Below are 20,709 nucleotides of genomic sequence, written 5' to 3' on the forward strand. Positions count from 1 at the left end.
CACTTAAACGGTAACTTTCCAGCGCGTTTGTGTAGTACCTGATCATTATTGTGATCACTGCAAATTACAGACTCCATACCATCCCGGTTTATTGGCCTCTTTTGAACGATAAACCATGTCCAAAGTTAACTGGGATGACCACAGAAAAGCCTTCATCGAGCAGAAGGCTCAGAGCGGGATAACCGTCAAAGAGTACTGTGAGCACTACGGTCTGCCGTTTAACACCGCACGCCGGGAGCTGAACGGCAAAGCGCTGGCCGCAATGCGTGATCAGGCTGGTGATCACAATCATGATCATTTGAGTGATCACGCTTCTGATCATCAAAATGATCACACCAGAAAAGAAGACCTGATCATCCGACGAAACGGGCGAAAACTCAGGCACAGCGCGGCTTTAGAGGGGGTGCTGGAACCACGCGATGAGACAGCAGCGCAGCCTGGCGCGAAGAAAAAGCCCAATGCTTCACATGCCAAAAAGATCATAAATACCGGTGATCAGGATTCCGGGCGCCCGAAGCACACCCCGAAGCCACGCGGGGAGGGAAAACCGTTTGAGGAAGGACATGAAACTAAGCTGGTGGCCAACCGGCGCGGCTTCCCGCGGCCGGAGGATTATGAAGCGGCATTAGAGGTACTGAGTGAAGGTGTTGAAGCCAGCGCCCTGACGGTGCTGTTTGACTCGCTGGCCCACATGGACCTCCTGAAGCGCACCACGGCGCGGGCAATCGATCTGTTTGAGCTGGAAGCCGTTAACCTGGAGAGCGGTAAAAAGGGCGATGATGAGGGGGGAGGCGGACCACATCCCATCCTGAAAATGACAAAGCTGATGATCGAGGTCGGCTATCTCGTCAATGACCACGCCACACGGGTAGCGGCGATCGCCAGCGGCACAGATAAGAACCGGCGCGACAATGAGAAGCACGCACTTACGCATAACGCCGGTGAGGTGATCAGCCGTGCCTACCAGCTGCGCGAGGAAAAGGACTGGGATTTACTGGAGACGGCGGAGTACATCGAGCGGCACGGTATCAAACTGCCAGAGTCACTATCCAAACGCCTTGAGAACGAGCTCAAGAACGCCGAACCGCCAGTTGATGAGCGCGGCGCGGTCACTGAGGACGAACTGGACCGGGATGCGCGGAAGTTTCGGGAACAGCAGGCCACCAGCGCGGCGTTTGTTGAGTCGCGCCGTGCGGAAGTGGCAGCGCTGGTTGATGGCGGCGGATTTGGTGACGTCCAGGCAGACGGAGAGAACCGTGCCGGCGAAACAGCGGGCGAGGGTAATCTCAACGGCAACTTTGACTACATGGCCACGGCGGAGCTGTACGGCGATGACATAGACGACATACCGCCTGAGATAGAGGTTATTCCGGGCGAGGACGAAGCCTGATGGGTGGTCAGAAGCGCATAAAGAGCGTCACCACGGACCCGCGCTGGCGGGATATGGTTATCCGCTACCGTTACAACTGGGCGCTGGCAGTCGTTGAGCTATTTGGCATGATCCCCACCTGGCAGCAGGAAGAGATCATGAACTCCGTACAGGAGACAGGGAGCCAGACTACCGTGACGTCCGGACACGGTACGGGGAAATCATCTCTGACGGCCATGATGCTGCTTATCTACATGATCATGTATCCGGATGCCCGTGTAATCATCGTGGCCAACAAAATCGGGCAGGTTAAGACCGGCGTATTCAAGTACGTCAAAACCTACTGGGCGAACGCCGCCAGACGTCACCCGTGGCTACAAAACTACTTCACCCTGACCGACACCATGTTTTATGAAAAGTCGCGTAAGGGTATCTGGGAGGTGCTGTGTAAGGGCTATCGCCTGGGTAACGAGGAAGCGCTGGCGGGTGAGCACGCCGCACACATCCTGCTGATCCTCGATGAGGCGTCGGGTATCTCTGACAAAGCGATCGCAATCATGCGTGGTGCGCTGACAGAAGACGATAACCGCATGCTGATGATGTCGCAGCCTACTCGCCCCAGTGGTTACTTCTATGACTCGCACCATTCTTTAGCCAGACACCCGGATAACCCTAACGGCTTCTGGAATGCCATTGTGCTCAACTCCGAAGAAGCGCCGCACGTAACCCTGAAATTCATCCGGGAGAAGCTGGTGGAGTACGGCGGGCGCGATTCACTGGAATACATGGTGAAGGTGCTGGGCCGCTTCCCGCGCAACGTCAGCGGCTATCTGCTGGGCCGTGACGAGTGCGATCGCGCAGCGCGCCGAAAAGTGTATCTGGAGAAGGGCTGGGGATGGGTGGCCACCGCCGACGTCGGTAACGGGCGCGATAAGTCGATACTCAATATCTGCAAGGTATCCGGCTACGGTGATGCCCGCCGCGTCGTGTCGTTTAAGCTTGTGGAAATGCCAGGCACAATGGACCCGATCACATTCGGTGACTATATTGCCAACGAATGCACGCAGGAGCGCTATCCAGGCATTACGATCGCCGTGGACGGTGATGGCGTGGGATCGGGTACGCTTAAGCAGCTGGAGCGCCGGGGTGTGAATGCAGTCAGTATCCGCTGGGGCCAGCCGCCATTCAGTAAGAAGGTGAGGGAGCGCTTTAAGAATCAGCGCGCCTGGTCGAACATTATGGCCGCTGACGCGATCCGGTCGGGCCGTATGCGCATTGATATCTCGCAGCACACGGCAGAGCAGGCTTCAAAGATTCCGTACTTTATGGATGAAATGGGCCGTATCATGATGGTACCTAAGCCGCAGATGCGCCAGAAACTTAACATCAAGTCGCCTGACCGCTGGGATACCTACTGCTTCATCTTCCTGATTGGCTACCGTCCGGCAGAGGCCGAACTGAGCGAAGATATGGCTGACTTCACACAGAGTAAGCTGGATGAACTGTCGGAACTGGATGCACTGCTGACATGACCACCAGCGGGCAACCACTATAGTCAGTAACTGCTTAACAACCAGGCGAAGCGGCAGATTGACGGCAATAAAAAAGGGCGCATAAGCGCCCTTCTGTTTTCATTGCTGGTGGCAGGATACTGATTATTCTTGGCCCTGCTTTTTCTGATTACTTTCTAACTCACGCAGCAAAGTGTACATATTGCGCATGTTTTTACCGGCGCGAGGCTCTTCACCACCGTAACGCTTACGAATTTCCGGCATAGTCAGCTGTTCTGTATCGCCAGCTGCCACTTTCTTATCAAGAAGGCTCCAGTCATAGGCCTCCAGCTTTTCCAGCAGGTCGCGGTTTTCGTCGATTTCAGCCTTAAACAGACGCGCTTCCTGTGCGTCTTTTGCCTTCGCAATCTTAGCCTTTGCCCGGTTTTCAAACTGAGCGCGGCGCGTATTGACGGTGTAGGCAACTGAGGACCGCTGCGCCGCCAGGGTTTTGCTGTATTCTACGTCTTCCATCGTGTACAGCTTGGCATTAGGCAGCACTGAGCATGTGACTGGAGAGATCGCATCATAAGCGGACGTGTAACCGCCGTTGCTCTTAACGTTTAGCTTAATGTCGCGCTCTTTATTCAGGTTGTCGCCGTAGATAAGCATGCCGTGCGCGCCATACCGGAACGATTCACCTTCGTCTTTCTTGTCGTCGGTGTAACGCGCCGTTATCTGAATGTCAGAGTAGTTGCTGGTGCGTGCGCGGTACATTGCGCCAGGCGCGGCCTCTTCAAATACCTTTTTCTCATCTTCCAGTGACATGATGGCACCGGCTGCAAACGGAACCTTGCGCAGCTTACCGATCTGCTTCTCATAACGTCTGAGGATATCTTCGCGTGTGTGGTTCGCGGTCGCAGTAGCGCGGAAGCGGTTAATGGTGACGTGCTTAGGATTAACTATCAGAGTCGGAACTGGCAGATAGAGGTTTGTGGTGATAGCGATAGAACGCTCTTTACGTTTCTGTTCTGCCAGGTCAGCAAAACTCTGCCAATCGGCCAGCAGGTGCTCGGCGCGCTGGAAGGCTTTCTTGTCAGTGATAAACCCGATTGGACGGCATTCTTCACCCAGGGCATTTTTATCAATGAAAATCTGGTGGTCCGTAATGAGAGTTAGCCACTCGGATTGTACCTGTAGAAAATGTTTATAACGCTTCTCAAATTCTACATCGCTGAAGTTAGGCATAATGTATTCCAAAAATATTAATGAGCGGTACAAGTCTCTCTGGACTTAATGCAGGCGAATATAGACAGAATCAGTAGCCATGTAAAATTAACTCTCCTTAGAATTGCAATAATAAGAATAGTCTGCATTGTGCATCTGTCAGATATTTCCGCTGTACACGCTTATCAATGAAACTGTGTGTTCAGGGTTATGTGACTACGACCAAGCGCAGCGCGCCCAAGGCAATAGCCTCAACTGATAATAGTAACTACTTGCAATCAAATTGAATGCCAAATGATCATATATGAAGGCATGCTTGCGATCACGAACAATAGCGTAACGAATTTGCAAATTTTTCGATTTAGTTACTCCTTAAGCCAGCATTCACCCGATTAGTTCCAAAAAATGAAACTTTAAATAATAAGCCTTATATAAACTTTTCCCTGTTTCATGTATGCTTGATCAGTGGTTGATGATCAAATGATCAGATTAGCGAAGCCGCTGGCAAACTGCGTGCTTTATGAGCGGTCTTGCACCAGGCGTCGCTACGTGAAATCTGGCGTATCACACCCCTGCTGTTTTTGTAGATTTCGCGTAGCGTTGTCTCTCTGATTTGGGATGAAATATATAAATGAAACATCTGGCTCAAATAAAGACCGGCGCTCTCCCGGCAGAATTAACGCATTTAACTCCGGAAGATATTGCTAATAATCTGCGGAGATTCATCGCAGATAAGGCCGCTTATTCCGAGAATACTTTCCGTGACCTTTTATCTGTCATCCGTCGCTGGGCCTTCTGGTGTAACGAGCGTGACGTTGGCTATCTGCCGATCGATCCTGAACTGGCGCGGGAATACTTTCTTGATATGGCAGAAAGCGGCCTGGCATCGAGCACGATCGACAAGCACTATGCCATGATGAACATGTTATGCCGGGAAAGTGGCCTGCCTGATCTCCGGGGAAGCGTGGACCTGAAACGCTCCATGAAACGCATCCGCCGCGAGGCCGTTCTGCAGGGTGAGCGCACCGGCCAGGCTGTGCCATTCCGACTTCCTGACCTGCAGCTGCTGTCGCACCTCATGGGCCGTTCCGAACGGCTGACCGATCAGCGCAACCTGGCATTCCTGTTTGTCGCCTATAACACCCTCTGCCGAATGTCCGAGCTCAGCCGCATCCGGGTGCGCGATCTCGATATCAGCGACAGTGGCCATGTGGTGATTAACCTGTCACACACTAAAACGATGGTGACGGCCGCGGGCGTGATAAAGCACCTCAGCCGTGCCGCTGCCGGTCACCTGCTGCACTGGCTGGACCTTTCCGGGCTGATCCATCATCCGGATGCGATGGTTTTCGGGCCGGTCCGTCATAACAATACGGCTGGCGTGTCTGAAAAGCCTATGTCAGCACCGGCAACAGAGAAGATTTTCAAAGACGCATGGGATCTGCTGGGGAAAGACCCGGTACAGGATAATAAAGGCCGTTATACGAAATGGTCCGGTCACAGCGCCCGTGTCGGTGCGGCGATGGACATGGCCGAACGCGACGCAACAATTACCCAAATCATGCAGGAAGGCACCTGGCAGGATCCGAAAACGGTCATGCGCTATCTGCGCCGCTCTGAAAGTCAGAAAGGCAAAATGTCGGGGATACTGGACGGGGAATAGAGAGTTAAGTTTATCGAAATCTAAAGAAATAATAATTGTAACGGTAAGGCTTATCCCCCACAATTCAGGCCGTCCCGCACCCTGCGATTACCGATGGCCAGAGAAAAAAATCTTACTGACACGAACGTTTACCGTTGAGGCCCACCAGCTGAACTTCACCGCCATCGAGCGCGGCGGAGTTGTGCTGGTGGAGTTCAGCGTTAATACCCTCTCTGAAGCCGTTCCGCTGCTGACCCTCGATAAACCCTGGCGCGACCGACACAGCGCCTGCTATTACGTGGAAAACATCACCGACCGCGCCGCAAATAAACTACTGGAGTATTACAGAAGTGAATTTGCCGCGTTTGTTGGGCTGGTGGACGTTGCTTTCACCCGGCAGGAAACCAACACCTTAAGCAGCCGGGAACGGCTCTTTGCGGGGAAATAATGTCTGTTACCGGCAACGTCGTTAACTTCTTCGTGGCAGTGGCTATGGCTCACGACGTCTCTAACCCTATCGGCACCTATTCCAGCGGCTCCTACGTCGATTCCTGCACCGGCCAATACTGGGGCGAGGAAATATTCCGGCATCCCAAAACCGTCGCATCCCTCGTTAAATACGGCGCGATCGAGTTCGCACGCGATCCGGATCAGGGCGAAATTATTCGCTTTGAAGACCGGCGTGAAGTGCTCAGCGAGTTTGCGCGTGGCTATGCCGATGCAGAAGACGGCCAGTGTACGGAGGAAGGGGCGATTGATTCCGGCGTGCCGCATGCCTACCTGTCAGGCGCGCAATTCTATCGCAGGCGCAACCGGCTGGGCGGCATGGCTTTCAGGCTCGATCAAGGGCGTGTGTGTCACGGCGTGGTGTGCGTGGATACGGGCGAGAAATGGACTCAGGACTAAAGAAAAAGGGAACCATCACTGGCTCCCTTATTCCGTTCAATCAATCAGGTTCAAACGTTAACCACTGGATGTAGGTATCCGAAATAAACCATTGGCAAGGATAACAGAACTTTGAAGCGCCTTTTACCAAAACTTAAAATTTTTCGCGCCCGCTATCCGGAGACGGCTTCAGCAGTGCTGCTGCTGCTGAAAGATGAGCGTATCGCCACGCGCCGCCGCTTTACACGCGCCCTGCCTGACACGTCTACGCATGTCATCCGGGGAACGCTGCTGGACCTGCAGAAGAATGGGCTAATCACGCGGTCTATTGACAACGAGTACACCCTGGCAGTGTCTGCCGCGTATGCCACCAGCCTGATGCCCCTGAAGATGGGGAAGATTGAAGAATACATTCTGATGCTGCTCAACCAGCACCGGTACATCACCGCCAGAAACGTGCGTCAGGAATTTGATGTAAGTCACTCCCTCTTCCTGCAGTCAGTTAAGAAACTCATTGCCCGCGGGCTGGTGGAATACACAGACGTTCCCCTTTATGAAAACTCTGTCCGCAAGCGCCGCCATTACACCTTTAAATCACCGGAGAAAAGCCATGCCACAAGTTAAGATCAAACGCCTCACCCCTGATGCAGTACTGCCGTTCCGAGGTTCAGACGGCGCTGCTGCGTGGGATATCATCGCGCTGGACGTGAAACTCAACGTTGTACAGACGCCAGGCGCGGCACGCCAGCCGCGTGCATGGTGGATCACAACCGGGCTGGCCGTGGAGATTCCGGCAGGCTACTGCATGAAGATTTATCCCCGCTCCGGGTTGGCAGCGAATAACTTCCTGCGCTTGGCAAACAACGTGGCCATCATCGACAGCGATTACCGTGGCGAGATCAAACTGCGCATGATTGCCGATGAAGGTGGCGAGTTCATTGAGCCAAAAGCCGGAATGGTAATTGCGCAGGCAATGATCGAGAAAGTCGAGCCTGTCACCTGGAAAGAAGTCGATGAGCTGTCAGAAACCGTCCGGGGCGATAACGGCTTTGGCTCCTCTACATCGGTTCAGGCCGATCCGACGCCGACTGAGGACCATACGGCCACTACCTCGGCAGAGTTGCAGGAGACCACAGCAACTGAAGAGCCAGCAGCGACCGATACTACCAGCAGCACCTCCACCAGCAAAAAGACCACAACCAAATAAGGCCCGATCATGACCAGATACATTATCAGTAAAGAAACCGCTATTGAGCTGAACGATAAGGGCGAGATCCTTCCGCAAGATGTGGAGATTGCGCTGTTGGGCGCGCTGGGTTTTGAGCCGCAGAACGTTGAAGGCGTGACAGTGTGGGTTAACAAAAACGATCGCTTCTGGCTGTTACACCAGCAAGAACTACCGGAAGATGCCGCCATCCGCCAGGATGCTGTGAACTCTATCAACGAGAAAACCGGCGCATTGCCCCTCGCGCCGACACTTGATAATAGCTTTGCGCAACTACTCATGCGTCAGATCGCCATGAATGCGACTGGCGAGGCTTTTGTGGACGGTTCGCTGGCGGGCTCATGGCGCGTGGAGACAATCAGCCGCTTCAGGCCATATGATGTGAAACTACACGGCTTGCTGGCCGGTAAGTTACAGCCAATGAGCGTGTCACACCCCTCACTGCCACTGGCAGTTTGCCTCCTGTTCCTTCAGGCAATCGGTGTTGGCCAGCGTGCTTATGTGTACATCCCGGACGGCGCAGAAGCAGAGCCGCAACTGCTCTACATTACCCCGGAGAATGAAATTGGCCTGAAGCAGCTGGTGCCGGAAACGAACCTGTTCCGTGTTGAAGGCCTCGATAAATACGCGGTTGTCGGGCTGGATGAAGACATGGTGAAAGAGGCTACCGAAAAGGCGCAACTACAGCGCACTATCCTGCTGGCAAAGATGAAAGCCGACGTCCCACAGCCTGAGCCGGAGCTGGTGGCCACAGCGGCAACGGCAGAACCGCAGAAAGCGAAATAAAAGGCGTTAATACCTGCCAGAATTAGCAGGTTAAAGTGTTTCAGGCTGGCGCTGAAATAGCTTGTATAAATCTAAGGGTTTGGTAATTTACATAGCGGATGTTTCTTGCTTGATGTTGCCATTAGCCTTTGCTCTCCAAAGCCCCTTAATCGGGGCTTTTTTTATGTCTGCTTTGTGCCAGAAGCGGACCTATCGTGGTTTAAAAAAAACCTCATGAAGTGGCCAACTTTATGACCACTTCATATAGCTTCACATCTGCAGAACCACATCATACGAGGGATTTAGTACTAATCCTTTAACCCACGGCCTGATCGAGCGCCTCGATTGCACCTATCATGGCTTCTACAGTTGCCCTGTCAAATTCTGCCCTGTCGTTTTCATCATGCGTACCTTTATTAAGGTATCGCCATTCACGTGATTCTCCGCTAAAGCCGGTCAAAATATCGATGGGAGAAAATACGGAATTTTTATTTGGGTGATTAAAATCGGCACGACCAATTTGTCTTTTCAATTGTTCTGAGAGATTACGCAGCTCAATAGGTGCAGTTGCTGACCTCAGTTTAAGACTGAGGTTACCGTCACCGTGCTTGTTTACATAACGCCAAACCTTCCCCTTCATCAGAGATTCAAGTGACTGCCTGCATTTAGTCAGTGCTTCCCTGATTTCATTACGTCCATAATGGCTTCGCGCAGAAAGAATATAGTTCCTAGGGGCGCAGTTAAAATCCACGCGGATATGCAATTCGTCCAGACGTGGTAAAAAGCTGAAAGTTCTGGACTGTGCAGCCACAGGCGCTGGCAATAAATTCTGTATATCTTTGAAGAACTCTTCTCCGTGGCATGCCAGGATGATTTGCTTATCTGCAAAGAAGGCGTCTTCAAACAGCGTTCTCCGAATAGATTCTCTGTGATCGTCATCGATAGCATTGACAGGATCATCAAATATCAAAAGTGGACATTGCTCACTGATGTTTTTTGCCAACAAAATAGCCAACCCTATGCAGCGTACATGCCCCTCACTTAGCACATGCAGGGCATCAAAATATTGCGTTGGATTGTTCTGAAATGCCACTTCCAGCCGCTGATTCTGCATCAGGGGGAGTTTGATACAAGCGAGCTTTTCTCCTGGAGGGTCATTACGGTTGAATGCATTGTACAGAGTAACAATGCTGTCTCCGAGATTCGCAACCAACTGTTGAGGCAAACCCTCTTTATAGGCATTCAACTGCAATACGAACTGAGCATAGGATACTGAAATTTCTCTATTTTTTCTTACAACGGATTCCTCAAGTTCAACCTCTTCAATAAGCTGCCTGTTTTCCGTATCAAAGTTACCAATCAACAACTGAGCCGCAGCGATGGCTTTTTCTGTCGCACTTCTTCTTGTCTGCAATATTGTTATCTGGCGTTCTGACTCACGCAGCCCCACAAGATAACGCTGCCGTGATTCCCGCAATTTAGCAGTTGCTTCTGTTTTTTTATCTTCTTCTTCCAACTGCTGCACCTGTTTCTCCAGAAGAGACCAGGGAGTGATACCATCGCCTGATGATTGATGCAGTTTACGCCACAAAACGATGCTATTGTCTTCCCTGAATCTTTCGAGAACATTTTCATGAGGAAGAAACTGGCAGCAGGTGCCGACAACTTGCGAGACGCGGTACATCTGCTGGCTGAATGATTGCTCCAGTTGAGCTATTTCACCCTGTAAGGCAGACAAAAACTCAAGCTTCAGCAATTCCTCACTGGCATGACTGTAGGGGTTTTTTGTGACTTGCTGGAGTGGGGTATTGCAAGCAGGGCACTGTTCTGGACTAGTGCTTTGTAACTGGACGACTGCTTCGAATAAACTTTTAAACGAAACCTGCAGACTCGCCTCTGCCAATTGCTTCTTTTTGCCATACAGATCCGCCAATACAGTTTCAACAGAGCCACTTAAGTCCTTCAACATCACACAGGTAATGTGACTCTTGTTCGGAAGAGGGGTCTGCAATTCTGTCTCAAGCTGCCGAATGGCCCCGATATTTTGCTCATCCCCTTTTAATTCAATCATCATCTGCTGAAAAGAGAGGCCCTCGCGGTAGCCAGAAGCCAGCGTCTGTTCCTCAGAAGCCAGTCGTTCAAGATCCGTCTTACCCACTTCCAGTTGCTGGATGGCCCCCTCGAGTGTGCGGCGTTTTTCTGCCAGTTGAACGGCTTTTGCGCCTGTCAGATCGATGTATCTGGCATCAATCTCCGAAGTAAAATTTCGGACAAAATCATTGAATGCATCCAGCCCGAATAACGTTGATATTAGTTCGGTCTGCCTTGCCGGGGCCAGCGCCGCAATTCTTGAAAAGCTGTCGATGCGGTTTTTTTCAACAAAGCAAAAGCGGTGCTGTGCTTCGTTATCCTCAATTGCCACATCCTGCCCTTGAGCTCCAACACCAGTAATCACAGGCGCAGAAAACTGATTAACGTATGCATTTCTAAAATAGTCGGTTTGATTACGAAAGCGTTTACTTTCAGCCTCAGCAACACTGCCTAATAATGTATATTCTAGTGCTTCGCAGAAACTGGACTTCCCGGTACCATTGGGCCCATAAATAAGCACCAGACGCGAATCCAGATCAAATTCCTCCTGTCTTGCAAATCCTCTGAACGGTCCAACGGACAACTTTCTTAGCCGACTGAACGTGGGGATGCGTTCGGAGTTCTGCTCAGGCAGTGGCTGGACTTCCAGGCTGAGGGTATTCCAGGCGGACTGCGCCAGCTCTACGATACGCCTAATCCGGTGGCCCTGCGCGGTACCTAACGGGATAATACTATCCATATTATCCCACACTAGGTTCGCCATTTTTCTAACATCGCCGGGTACATCTGCTGTGTCTAAAGTTTGGAAAAAGCGCAAAAACTCGTTACTGAGCATAATTAATCCTTTTTAACTTATCGTTTTCTCTCGTTGTAAGGCAATGATAGAAAATACACCTTCAGCTTATGTATTCACATGATCTGCAGATCAAATATCTGTAGTTCCGCTCTCGTGTTGAAATGAACCCGGATGAAGACGGAATGAATCGCCTCGATTTCGATAGTCATGCCAACGTCCGCTCCTCGCTCATAGCGGACATTGGTCTGCACATCTGAGCATTGCCTCCTGTAGCGTCTTATACTCATATCAGGAGTTATATAACGCTGTTCAGAATGGAGCATTGCAATGGCCTTTCAGAGCCCCGCCCAGAATTACACTGAAACGCGCCTGAACCTGGGCGATTTGGTATATCTTTCCCCCTACTCAACCTATCTGATGCGCAGCGAAACCGACTGCCCCGGAGCCGGGATCGTTAAAGGCTCGGTGCTGGCCATCGATCGCGCCCTGACGCCCGCGCACGGCCAGCTTATCGTGGCGGAGTTTGACGGCGAGCTGACGCTAAGGCGGTTACTGCTCAATCCGGTTCCCGCTCTACAAGCGCTGGATGCGGACGAGACTGTAACGCTGCTCGATGTGAGCCAGGCGCTTCCTGTGTGGGGTGTAGTGGCTTATGCCTTAACGGATGTGGCCGGGATCGGCTTTAACGGACCCGCTGGAGAGTAAGCATGTTCGCGCTGGCCGATGCCAATAACTTTTATGCCTCCTGTGAAACCGTGTTCAGGCCCGATCTGCGCGGTAAGCCCATTGTCGTCGTTTCGAACAATGACGGCTGTGTGATCGCACGTTCGGCGGAGGCAAAGCGCCTGGGGATCAAGATGGCGGCGCCGCTGTTTCTGAATGAGCGTTTTTTCAGACAGAACGGCGTGCATGTGTTCAGTTCCAATTACGAGCTGTACGGCGATATGTCTGCCCGCATGATGGCCATACTTGGCGAAATGGCGGCTGGACAGGAGGTTTACTCCATTGATGAGTCATTTCTGGACGTCACCGGCATTGGCAATCTGATCCCGCTTGAGACGTTCGGACAACAGATGCGTGAGCGTATTCGGCAAGAAACCGGGCTGATTATCGGCGTGGGATTTGGCCCGACTAAGACATTGGCCAAACTTGCCAATCATGCGGCCAAGAAGTGGACACAGACGCGCGGCGTCGTGGACCTGTCGAGTCGGACCCGGCAGCGAAAACTTCTGCACCTGACCGACGTCGGCGATATTTGGGGTATCGGCCCGCGTATTACCAAACGCATGCACCAGCTGGGGATCACCACGGCCCTACAGCTGGCTGACAGTAACATCAGCATGATACGGAAAAACTTTGACGTCATCGTTGAGCGGACCACCCGTGAGCTTAATGGTGAATCCTGCATTGCACTGGAAGACGCCCCGCCGCCAAAGCAGAACATTTTAAACTCCAGGTCATTTGGCGAGAGGATCACAGAGCTGGAGGACATGAAGCAGGCCGTAACACTATATGCCACCCGTGCAGCAGAAAAGCTGAGAGAACAAAACTCGCGTTGTCGTCATATCAGCGTGTCAGTTTCTACCGCCAGGCACGCGGATGAACCGCAGTATTCGAATACTGCGTCGTGTATCTGCGACTATCCCACCAGCGACACGCGGGACATTATCGAATCAGCCTTGCGCGGGCTGAGCACCATCTGGCGCGACGGCTACCGGTATGCCAAAGCAGGCGTAATGCTGGGGGATTTTTACCAATCTGGTGTGGCGCAGTTTGACATGTTCAGTGAGCAGCAGCCGCGTGCAAATGCTGACGCATTAATGGCAGCGCTGGACGGCATCAATCGATCCGGTAGAGGAAAGGTGTTTTTTGCGGGACAGGGAGAACGCGATAGTGCGTGGCAGATGAAAAGGGAAATGCTATCGCCCCGCTACACCACGCGCCTGAAAGATATTCCAAGAATAAAATAACTTTGAAGGACACAAATTCCACACTTCGCCCCTTGTTTACCATTAGCATGATATAACTTAGGCGCGGTTAATAAATGATCTATAACCTTACTGAAAGGGATATAAAATGACACTACCTGTCTTTAGAGATGACCTGCAAGTTAAAGCTAATTACTCCATTAACCAAGCTAAAGAAATGGTTGGCAAGACAGTAAAATCTGTCGAAATTGGTTTTCAAAAAACAGGTGCCAAAGTCCATCAGACTGAAATGTTAATAATTACGTTTACGGATGATACTCAACTCGCAATATCAACAGGTTCTAATGCTGTAAACGTTACGTCTAACGGCGGCAACAAGCTCAATCCTTCTGATTTTCATGTAGATCTGGATTTAACTTGGGAAAGATAACAGTCTGTCGTGAGGATTAAGGCCACCTGAGTGGCCTTTGCCATGCTAATACAGCCGCCTGTGTTTTCAATATCAATGCAAAGTGGCAACCATCGACTTTGTACTTGCAGCCAGTATCATTCTCATGATCATTAGTAAGAGTAAGATTGATTAAAAAAGTGAGTCTGCTAACTATAGTGAACGCTAGAATCAACTCTGCAGCTGAATAATTTCTTCTCGCAGTGCGTCGCATTCCTTCTCAGCGTCCACCAGCCGCTGTGACAGCATCATTAGGCCGTTATGGTGTGAGTATGCCGCCAGCTGGGCTTCTGCTTTCTCAAGCTGCGCCTGCTGCGCGCCCCACTGCTGCGCATGCTTCCGTGTCACCGCCTCGATAAACATTTCCGCTGCAGCGTTCGGATCACCCTCAAACGTCACCCTTCCCTTATTCACTGTAAGCTGCGCCCGCGTCCCGTCCGAGTCGTAGAACGAGACAACCAACGGCGCCGGGATAATCGGCAGGGAAAACCTCGCGCCGGCGAAAGCGATCAATTCGCCGGCGTTTGCTGGTTCTGACGATGCGGCCGCATTTACGGCAAGGGATTGTAAGTCGGTTGGAATGGTCATGCAGGTGGCCTCTGAGTCAGTGTGACGGCCAGGATAAGCGGTTTGTGATTTAGGACGAAAGCGCATTATTCTGACGCAAACTCGACTGTTAATGTTCCACAATCCAGCATACCGAACTGCTTTTTATCAGGCGCTTTTGCTTCGTAGAACGGAACCAGCCAGATCTTATCCGGACCTTGGATTTCGCTATCAACGAACCTTATGCCATTTTTATTGGCGACTTCAGAGGCTTCACTCCAGGTTTCCCAAGCATTGGGCTGTTTGAGTCGTGCGCTTAGCACGGCTTCTTTTGCCTGCTCATTTGTGTATTTTTTACACTCTTCCAGATTTGAAGCGCTGTAATACTGAGCGCCAGTTCTGAGATAAACCAGCGTACCGACGCAACCCAGGGCCAATAAAACGCCACCAGCTAATACCAAAGCGATCCCTTTTGCTGCTCTTCCTGTCATAACGCCCTCGCTCATGGATATTCATTAGGCAACATTATATACAAATAGCAATCGTTATCAATTGCAGACAAAAGCACTAGTATAAGAAACTGTATTTATTGATTATTTTATTTTTAGAATTATCAAAGCCTGTCGCTTCGCTTTTCAAGCAGTTAAACATGCTAATTAATACTGTATAAAAACCCATATGTTTCTGGCCGATGTTCGGCCTGAATTGTTATCCTCTTTATCGCGTTAACAACATGATAAACATAAGGAGATACATATGAGCGAAGGTACTTTGGTTGTAAGCGCACCGGCAGTAAGTGCTGGTGGTCCTCCTGCCGGATTTGGTAGCTATAGCCCAGGCGGCTCTACCTCTGTTCCGCCAGGTCAGGCACAAGCAATGATGTATCAACAGGTGCTTAATGGCAGCTACTTCAACAGCCAGTCCGGCCTGGATTGCGTTAATAAGAATGATCTCACGACCCTGCTGCAGTGGGTTAAAAACAATTGTTATCTGAACGACTGTGTTGTGGGTCCGGCCATGGGGACTGCTGGCATTTCTGCTATGGCGGGTAATGGTGCCCAGTGGCGTGACTGGCAATTAAACAATATGAGCGACCAGCTAAGTGGTGGTCCTTATAGCGTGGTTTCAGCACTGGCTAATTTCTTTTGGGGTAATGGTCGTCCAATGAATGTTGATATCAACAAAATTGGTCTTCAGCTCGCACCGCAGAAAATCGCTGGTTTTAATGATCAGTTAATGGCTATGAGCGCACCAGGCAGCTACAACTTCAGCCTAAAGTTTGCTTATGACACAGGTATTGATAGCCTGGTTTCTAATTACTACCTCGGCAATATCACCCTTCAGATGGAAGGTACGTTAAATCGTGATGCCTCTGGACAGTGGACATTCAACGGCGTTGTTCGCGGTTATCAGGATAACTATGACTTCAATGCATCCACTCACCGCACTAAGACTAATGAAGACATGACGACGATCGGTAACTTCCTCGGTCAACACTTCCAAGGTGTTAATTACCCAATCAATATCAATGGCGACCTAACTAGTTCTTTCTCTGGCCAATAAATTCGGAATTAGTTGATGTTAAGCCTGTCAGGTACTGCGTAGCTGGCAGGCTTAATCCGTTAACAATCCACCAGCCGGATAGCTGGTGGTCAGTCGGAAGAAGGAGAAAACGTCTACGCGATGTTCTTAATTCGTCAGGTTGCAGGGCTTTTAATCCCTTTCTACGAGCTCTACAGTTTTGCGGGTGTAGACAGTGGAGTTATCAGGAATGTCTTTATTGATAAAGCTCATTGCACCGACGGTAACGTTATTCCCGATCACCAGATTATCAGCTATTACACAGCTATTTGATCCCAGGAAAAAGTTATCGCCAATTAGAATTGAACCGTCTTTTCCCTTCCCACTGTTTCCTATTACGGAGTTTTGCGTCAGCCGCATATTGCGCCCTGCCACAACCCGCTTGGTGACTACGACGCCAACATGATGTGCGATACTCAAGCCCTCGCCTATCTTTGCGCCCAACATAATATCGCAAGCAAAGCGGCCTTTAATGCGTGAGTGAATACGGTACGCGATGCGGCGGTATCCATTTTCATAAAGGAAACTTGCTAAGCGCCACCAAAAAATGAACTTCAGCCCCGGCTTATTGCGGAGTCTTGTTGCAAGCCGAAACCAGGAAAACTTTTTCTCAATACCAATAACTTCCACATGCCAGAAGCGCTTCAGCTGCGCGTATTTCATCCCTATTCCTACCTGATTAATTCTACTTTATACATCTGCGCCTTCACGTCAAAACGTAGAGCCGCGTTTACTGTAACTCATAACCGGCCACCAGCCGGATAGCTGGTGGACAGCGGAAATCAGGATGAAACGCCAGCTCGCTTTTCTTCATCCGTCAGATAACGCACCTTGCGGGTGTAATCCTGACCTCGAAACAGCAGCGGCTGATCGGGGTTATCCAGATACTTCTGCCATTCGCTTAACGGGAAGCCACCATGAGCGCCAATCACTTCTTTTGGAATAACAGACGGCGTGCCACCAATCTTTTTGGATACCGGCCAGTTAGTCCAGTCACCCAGGTTCACCGTCTGATAGTCCAGGGTGTCCAGTGCGGCTGACAGCGGCGGCTGATCCGTTGGTGGTTGATCATCCGGGAGCGTTTCCCATGTGTCATTAAACAGGTTTACCCACAACGGGCAGAGCCTCTGCCATGTGAAGTAGGTAGCCGCCAGGAACGCGCTGTTAACATGCTGTTCCAGACCAGGCCGCACACTGTTAGCGTAATAGGCTGGCACGTTCTGATAACCACGCTTTTCAAACTTCGCGCCCATACGTCCGTTACGGAAGCATGAGTAGAGGCTGAATTTCTCCAGTTGGTAGCTCGGCATTTTCAGAAGATTTAAATCTGAGTCGATCATCAGTACGCCGGTCGAGTCCGGGCTGGCTGATAACGGAGCCTGCATTTTCAAGAGACGGCTTTTGTATATCTGCGCATAGCGGTGTGAAGGATTTGGGATCTGAATATCCAGTGTCACAACCCGCGCCTTTTCCGGCAGATTAGTAAATGCGGAAGCAGGCTGATCGGTCACGATAACTATTTCGCGCAGCTCTGGCGCATAGCGTGCTGCGAACGTGGCGCTAAGAATGGCCTCTTCAATAAAGTCAGCGCCTACAGTTGGGATAACAACGCTGGATATATCATTACGGCTATTACTTCCAGCAACCTGCGCGTAAGGGATGTTGTGGCGAGAGGTAATGCGCCGATAGTCCTTTGAGAACCGTTTTAGAAAATTCATTACTATTCCATTTTGAAAGCAATAAGCAGGTATTGAGGCCATTAAACTTAATGGCTCATAAAGTAACAAGTTTAGTTAATCTGTTTGTTTATTGTTTAACCGTTCTATGCGTCAGCTGGTGATTAACGCCACTTCGGCAAACCCAGTTGATCAAACTCAACGTAAAGCGGAGTGCCGGTCGTGTGCCGGTGGTCCACCAGCGACTCCCGGCGATCCGGTATCTCGTCTACTTCCACTGCGTTTTTGTACAGATACACCGCCTCTTCCGGGTCTTCGAAGCACCAGCGATACTGATACACGTCCGTTGGCGTGATCCCCATGCAGACGCTGAGCGTATACAGAAGGCGCAGAAGGCCGGTCCAGCTGCCATCGGGTAACTTGCGGGCGTGGATGATGCCGCATTTCGTCGTGAGATAGTCGTGAACTTCACTGTCCGGCCAGCCCTCAAAAGAGAGCCAGCCGTACTGACTTAGCCGGTCGTCCATCAGCGCCCGGATACCGGATTTTTGCTGGTGGCCAGCGCGGAGGTTTTCGACGGCTTGCGCATGATATAGGTCGGAAACTCAATGCTTGCCGCCTTATCGTGAAACAGCGCCACCGTGCGCCCCTCTGCGCCACCACCAGCGGCGATCTCAACAATCCCTGCCGGTTGCCCGTAAATATCACTGAATCGCTCTGCAAGCGCCTGAGCGACGCTGTAGCAAGCGGGATCTAAATCTGTACTTCCATCAGGCTGCTGCTGCATTTTGAAGCCGTGCGCCAGAAACAGCGCCCTGATTTCCTGTTTAATCACTGGTGTTCTTATCCTGTTGCTGACACACGGGCTAACTATTCCACTCGTTACGAAAGCGTATCTCTTCCCTGGTAGGTGTATAGGGAATAGCTTCCTCATAAATCTGGATAGCCATCTGCGCACCAAGTTTCTCTAAGTGCTTAATTTCATCAGCCCAAAAAAAACCGGCTTGAGACTCTTCGGTTGTATAGAGCGGATCCATAATGCCGAACCTTCCCGTGCTACGTTCTTGCGTCCGCCACGTCTTATCCCGATGGTTGTATACCCGGAAAAATGTATTCTTCACCGCTATATTTTCAGACAGCTGCGCGTGTTCATCTGCCGACTGGCAAACATCATTTAGATGATGCTGAATCCATTCTGACAGTTTCATCCCTTCCCGCTGCGCCTGCGCGACGTACCGGTTCTTAACTTCGGGAATGACGCGCATCTGAATCTGAGCCGTCGCAGGGGCGGCTCCTTTAACTGAATTTAAAGCCCGTGGGTCGCGTGCTTTATCGGTCATAATTAGCCTCGGTTAACTGCCCCTTCTGCCGGGGCATATTTGTCGTAAACATCGGTGAAATACTCATTACAGAATCCCAGCGCGCAATCCATTTCCTGTAACGCCGTCAGCGCATCAAGCGGGCTGCCGTCATATTCAAACAGTGAGAACTCATACGGCAGGTCAAACCGCGCTGCTGTGATGTACACCATAAACGGCAGGTTATATTCCTCGGCCTTTTCACCCATGATCATGGTCCACTCAAACGCGAACTGATATTCGCCTTCCGTGTCTATCATGGTGGCCGTACCGGTGACGGTATCCGCAGTGTGTGAAGTCACTACGATCTGCTGAGGGTCCCACCAGTCCAGCTCAAACATATTGCTGAGCGTCATTCTGTGCGCCGGTGCAGTACCCGGAAGCCAGCCTGATTTGAGGATGAAGTCGATGTGATCGCGGTAGCCCAGGTTGATCTCTTCAAAAGTGTGCTCATCGCCACTGTAGCCAAAGCAGAGGTGATTACGCAGCCAGACAACGGTCGCCAGGTCTGTGCAGTTGGTAGCCACCTGCTCGTAATTAGTTTTGATATCCGCGTAGGCTTCTGCCGCGATAAAGCCAGGCTGCTGGCTCTGCTTGATTGCGCCGGTCAGGGTGTAAGACATGTGCTGGAGCGCAGCGGTGGCAGTCATTGGAGAGATATTCATAACAGTCTTCCTTAGTGCCTGGATCCGCCAGGGCGGTGGCGCTAAAGCAGCGCCATGACGTGCAATTTATAGAGCTCACATTTGATTGTCAATACAAACAAAACCATTTAATCTCTTTTAATAAAACACTATTAATAGCTTGCTATTATACCCCGCAGGCTATAACCTACACATAGCTCGCAGGTTATACATGGAGATCGCTTAATGGCATGGGAAGTCATCACAAGAAAGCTGTTTGATGTTTGGTACGAAGGGCAGACTGAAGAGGTTCAGGAAGAAATTGCAGCATACTTCCTGATACTTGAAGAGATCGGCCCTCAATTAGGGCGTCCGCAGGTAGATCAGATTAAAGCGTCTAAGTACAAAAACATGAAAGAGTTGCGTGTACAGATAGGCGGGCACCCATTTCGCGCCTTCTTTGCCTTTGACCCGGAACGTAAAGCGATTGTTCTGTGTGCCGGAGACAAAAAGGGTGAAGACGAAAAATTGTTCTACAAACGTATGATTAAAATTGCAGATACCGAGTTCACTTCGCATCTGGAATCACCGGAGACTAAAGACGATGGCAACGCTTAAAGAAATGATGGCTAAACGCTCCCCGGAAAGCCGTGCGCGCATCGAGGCGCGTGCTGCTGAAATCCGTCAGGAAATTACACTTGCCAAGCTGCGTGAAGAATTATCTGTTTCACAGACTCATTTAGCTGAAGTGTTAGGCGTAAAGCAGCCTTCTGTGGCGAAAATGGAGAAGGTTGATAACGATCCTAAGCTGTCTACGTTAAGACGCTACATCGCTGCTCTGGGCGGAGAGCTGGCGCTCGACGTGACGCTACCTGATGGCAAGCGCATTGCACTGAGCCTGTAACACGCTCTAATCTTAATATTTAAAACCCGCTTCGGCGGGTTTTTTATTATTGCCTTCATTAATTTATACGTTTAGAGTCTTTAGCCAGCATAATCTGCACTATAGATTAATATAGTCATCATCTATATGAATTATTTATTAAGAAAGGAAATCTA

Annotated in this window: 24 protein-coding genes; 14 read left to right on the plus strand and 10 right to left on the minus strand. The window is 50.7% G+C overall.

Annotation, left to right across the window (positions count from 1 at the left end; all coding sequences use genetic code 11):
• Window positions 1–115 precede the first annotated feature (115 nt).
• Both EE896_RS22220 and EE896_RS22225 read left to right on the plus strand, forming a co-directional pair.
• Window positions 116–1,390 carry a hypothetical protein gene (locus EE896_RS22220; RefSeq protein ID WP_140916571.1) on the plus strand — a complete coding sequence of 425 codons (1,275 nt, stop codon included), beginning with the start codon at window positions 116–118 and terminating at the stop codon, window positions 1,388–1,390.
• Window positions 1,390–2,901 (plus strand): terminase, encoded by a 1,512-nt coding sequence (locus EE896_RS22225; protein ID WP_140916570.1) that lies wholly within the window; start codon window positions 1,390–1,392, stop codon window positions 2,899–2,901. Before EE896_RS22220 ends, EE896_RS22225 begins: the two co-directional genes overlap by 1 nt.
• 123 nt (window positions 2,902–3,024) lie before the next feature.
• Here the strand turns inward: EE896_RS22225 and EE896_RS22230 are convergent, their stop codons facing one another.
• Window positions 3,025–4,140 (minus strand): hypothetical protein, encoded by a 1,116-nt coding sequence (locus EE896_RS22230; RefSeq protein ID WP_140916569.1) that lies wholly within the window; start codon window positions 4,138–4,140, stop codon window positions 3,025–3,027.
• A 577-nt stretch (window positions 4,141–4,717) separates the two neighbouring features.
• Between EE896_RS22230 and EE896_RS22235 the strand changes: the two genes are divergently transcribed.
• From EE896_RS22235 to EE896_RS22260, 6 genes are all read left to right on the plus strand, one after another.
• Complete coding sequence (locus tag EE896_RS22235; RefSeq protein WP_140916568.1) at window positions 4,718–5,749, plus strand: tyrosine-type recombinase/integrase; 1,032 nt, start codon at window positions 4,718–4,720, stop codon at window positions 5,747–5,749.
• 187 nt (window positions 5,750–5,936) lie between these two features.
• Complete coding sequence (locus EE896_RS22240; RefSeq protein ID WP_153574594.1) at window positions 5,937–6,176, plus strand: hypothetical protein; 240 nt, start codon at window positions 5,937–5,939, stop codon at window positions 6,174–6,176.
• Complete coding sequence (locus tag EE896_RS22245) at window positions 6,176–6,634, plus strand: hypothetical protein (protein ID WP_140916566.1); 459 nt, start codon at window positions 6,176–6,178, stop codon at window positions 6,632–6,634. The genes EE896_RS22240 and EE896_RS22245 overlap by 1 nt, the downstream gene beginning before the upstream one ends.
• 174 nt (window positions 6,635–6,808) lie before the next feature.
• A complete protein-coding gene (locus EE896_RS22250) occupies window positions 6,809–7,237 on the plus strand; it encodes a MarR family transcriptional regulator (RefSeq protein WP_140916565.1) in 429 nt (142 codons plus the stop codon).
• Window positions 7,224–7,820, plus strand: coding sequence for a dUTP diphosphatase (gene dut / locus EE896_RS22255; protein WP_140916564.1), 597 nt, complete (start codon window positions 7,224–7,226; stop codon window positions 7,818–7,820). Before EE896_RS22250 ends, dut begins: the two co-directional genes overlap by 14 nt.
• A gap of 9 nt (window positions 7,821–7,829) precedes the next feature.
• A complete protein-coding gene (locus EE896_RS22260) occupies window positions 7,830–8,624 on the plus strand; it encodes a hypothetical protein (RefSeq protein ID WP_140916563.1) in 795 nt (264 codons plus the stop codon).
• A 295-nt stretch (window positions 8,625–8,919) separates the two neighbouring features.
• Here EE896_RS22260 and EE896_RS22265 read toward each other — a convergent pair whose 3' ends face one another.
• Window positions 8,920–11,529, minus strand: coding sequence for an AAA family ATPase (locus EE896_RS22265; protein WP_140916562.1), 2,610 nt, complete (start codon window positions 11,527–11,529; stop codon window positions 8,920–8,922).
• Window positions 11,530–11,817: 288 nt separating this feature from the next.
• On the opposite strand from EE896_RS22265, the gene EE896_RS22270 reads away from it, so the two are divergent.
• The 3 genes from EE896_RS22270 (at window position 11,818) to EE896_RS22280 (ending at window position 13,848) form a co-directional block, all read left to right on the plus strand.
• Window positions 11,818–12,195: a S24 family peptidase gene (locus tag EE896_RS22270; protein WP_140916561.1), complete on the plus strand. Its 378-nt coding sequence runs from the start codon at window positions 11,818–11,820 to the stop codon at window positions 12,193–12,195.
• 2 nt (window positions 12,196–12,197) lie between these two features.
• The gene (gene umuC, locus EE896_RS22275; protein ID WP_140916560.1) at window positions 12,198–13,460 is read left to right on the plus strand and encodes a translesion error-prone DNA polymerase V subunit UmuC; all 1,263 of its coding nucleotides are present in this window, start codon (window positions 12,198–12,200) and stop codon (window positions 13,458–13,460) included.
• A 106-nt stretch (window positions 13,461–13,566) separates the two neighbouring features.
• Entirely contained in the window at window positions 13,567–13,848 is a 282-nt protein-coding gene (locus EE896_RS22280; protein ID WP_140916559.1) for a hypothetical protein, read from the plus strand.
• Between the two features lie 189 nt (window positions 13,849–14,037).
• On the opposite strand, the gene EE896_RS22285 is transcribed toward EE896_RS22280, so the two are convergent.
• A complete protein-coding gene (locus tag EE896_RS22285; protein ID WP_140916558.1) occupies window positions 14,038–14,454 on the minus strand; it encodes a hypothetical protein in 417 nt (138 codons plus the stop codon).
• Between the two features lie 65 nt (window positions 14,455–14,519).
• Window positions 14,520–14,918, minus strand: a complete 399-nt coding sequence (locus EE896_RS22290) for a hypothetical protein (RefSeq protein ID WP_140916557.1) — start codon at window positions 14,916–14,918, stop codon at window positions 14,520–14,522.
• A gap of 250 nt (window positions 14,919–15,168) precedes the next feature.
• On the opposite strand from EE896_RS22290, the gene EE896_RS22295 reads away from it, so the two are divergent.
• Complete coding sequence (locus EE896_RS22295) at window positions 15,169–15,975, plus strand: lipid II-degrading bacteriocin (protein ID WP_140916556.1); 807 nt, start codon at window positions 15,169–15,171, stop codon at window positions 15,973–15,975.
• Between the two features lie 150 nt (window positions 15,976–16,125).
• Here EE896_RS22295 and EE896_RS22300 read toward each other — a convergent pair whose 3' ends face one another.
• From EE896_RS22300 to EE896_RS22325, 6 genes are all read right to left on the minus strand, one after another.
• On the minus strand, window positions 16,126–16,656 hold the full coding sequence (locus EE896_RS22300) for an LbetaH domain-containing protein (RefSeq protein ID WP_140916555.1): 531 nt from the start codon (window positions 16,654–16,656) through the stop codon (window positions 16,126–16,128).
• Window positions 16,657–16,775: 119 nt separating this feature from the next.
• Window positions 16,776–17,711: a hypothetical protein gene (locus EE896_RS22305; protein ID WP_140916554.1), complete on the minus strand. Its 936-nt coding sequence runs from the start codon at window positions 17,709–17,711 to the stop codon at window positions 16,776–16,778.
• Window positions 17,712–17,833: 122 nt separating this feature from the next.
• Window positions 17,834–18,196: a hypothetical protein gene (locus tag EE896_RS22310; protein ID WP_140916553.1), complete on the minus strand. Its 363-nt coding sequence runs from the start codon at window positions 18,194–18,196 to the stop codon at window positions 17,834–17,836.
• Window positions 18,196–18,504 carry a hypothetical protein gene (locus EE896_RS22315; RefSeq protein ID WP_140916552.1) on the minus strand — a complete coding sequence of 103 codons (309 nt, stop codon included), beginning with the start codon at window positions 18,502–18,504 and terminating at the stop codon, window positions 18,196–18,198. The genes EE896_RS22310 and EE896_RS22315 overlap by 1 nt, the downstream gene beginning before the upstream one ends.
• 31 nt (window positions 18,505–18,535) lie before the next feature.
• Window positions 18,536–19,009: a hypothetical protein gene (locus tag EE896_RS22320; protein WP_122889987.1), complete on the minus strand. Its 474-nt coding sequence runs from the start codon at window positions 19,007–19,009 to the stop codon at window positions 18,536–18,538.
• Window positions 19,010–19,011: 2 nt separating this feature from the next.
• Window positions 19,012–19,692, minus strand: coding sequence for a hypothetical protein (locus tag EE896_RS22325; protein WP_140916551.1), 681 nt, complete (start codon window positions 19,690–19,692; stop codon window positions 19,012–19,014).
• Window positions 19,693–19,896: 204 nt separating this feature from the next.
• On the opposite strand from EE896_RS22325, the gene EE896_RS22330 reads away from it, so the two are divergent.
• Together EE896_RS22330 and EE896_RS22335 are read left to right on the plus strand one after the other, a co-directional pair.
• Window positions 19,897–20,268: a type II toxin-antitoxin system RelE/ParE family toxin gene (locus tag EE896_RS22330; protein ID WP_031378137.1), complete on the plus strand. Its 372-nt coding sequence runs from the start codon at window positions 19,897–19,899 to the stop codon at window positions 20,266–20,268.
• Window positions 20,255–20,554, plus strand: a complete 300-nt coding sequence (locus EE896_RS22335) for a helix-turn-helix domain-containing protein (RefSeq protein ID WP_031378138.1) — start codon at window positions 20,255–20,257, stop codon at window positions 20,552–20,554. The genes EE896_RS22330 and EE896_RS22335 overlap by 14 nt, the downstream gene beginning before the upstream one ends.
• Window positions 20,555–20,709 lie beyond the last annotated feature (155 nt).

It is taken from the genome of Pantoea eucalypti (genome assembly GCF_009646115.1).
GTDB lineage: Bacteria > Pseudomonadota > Gammaproteobacteria > Enterobacterales > Enterobacteriaceae > Pantoea > Pantoea eucalypti.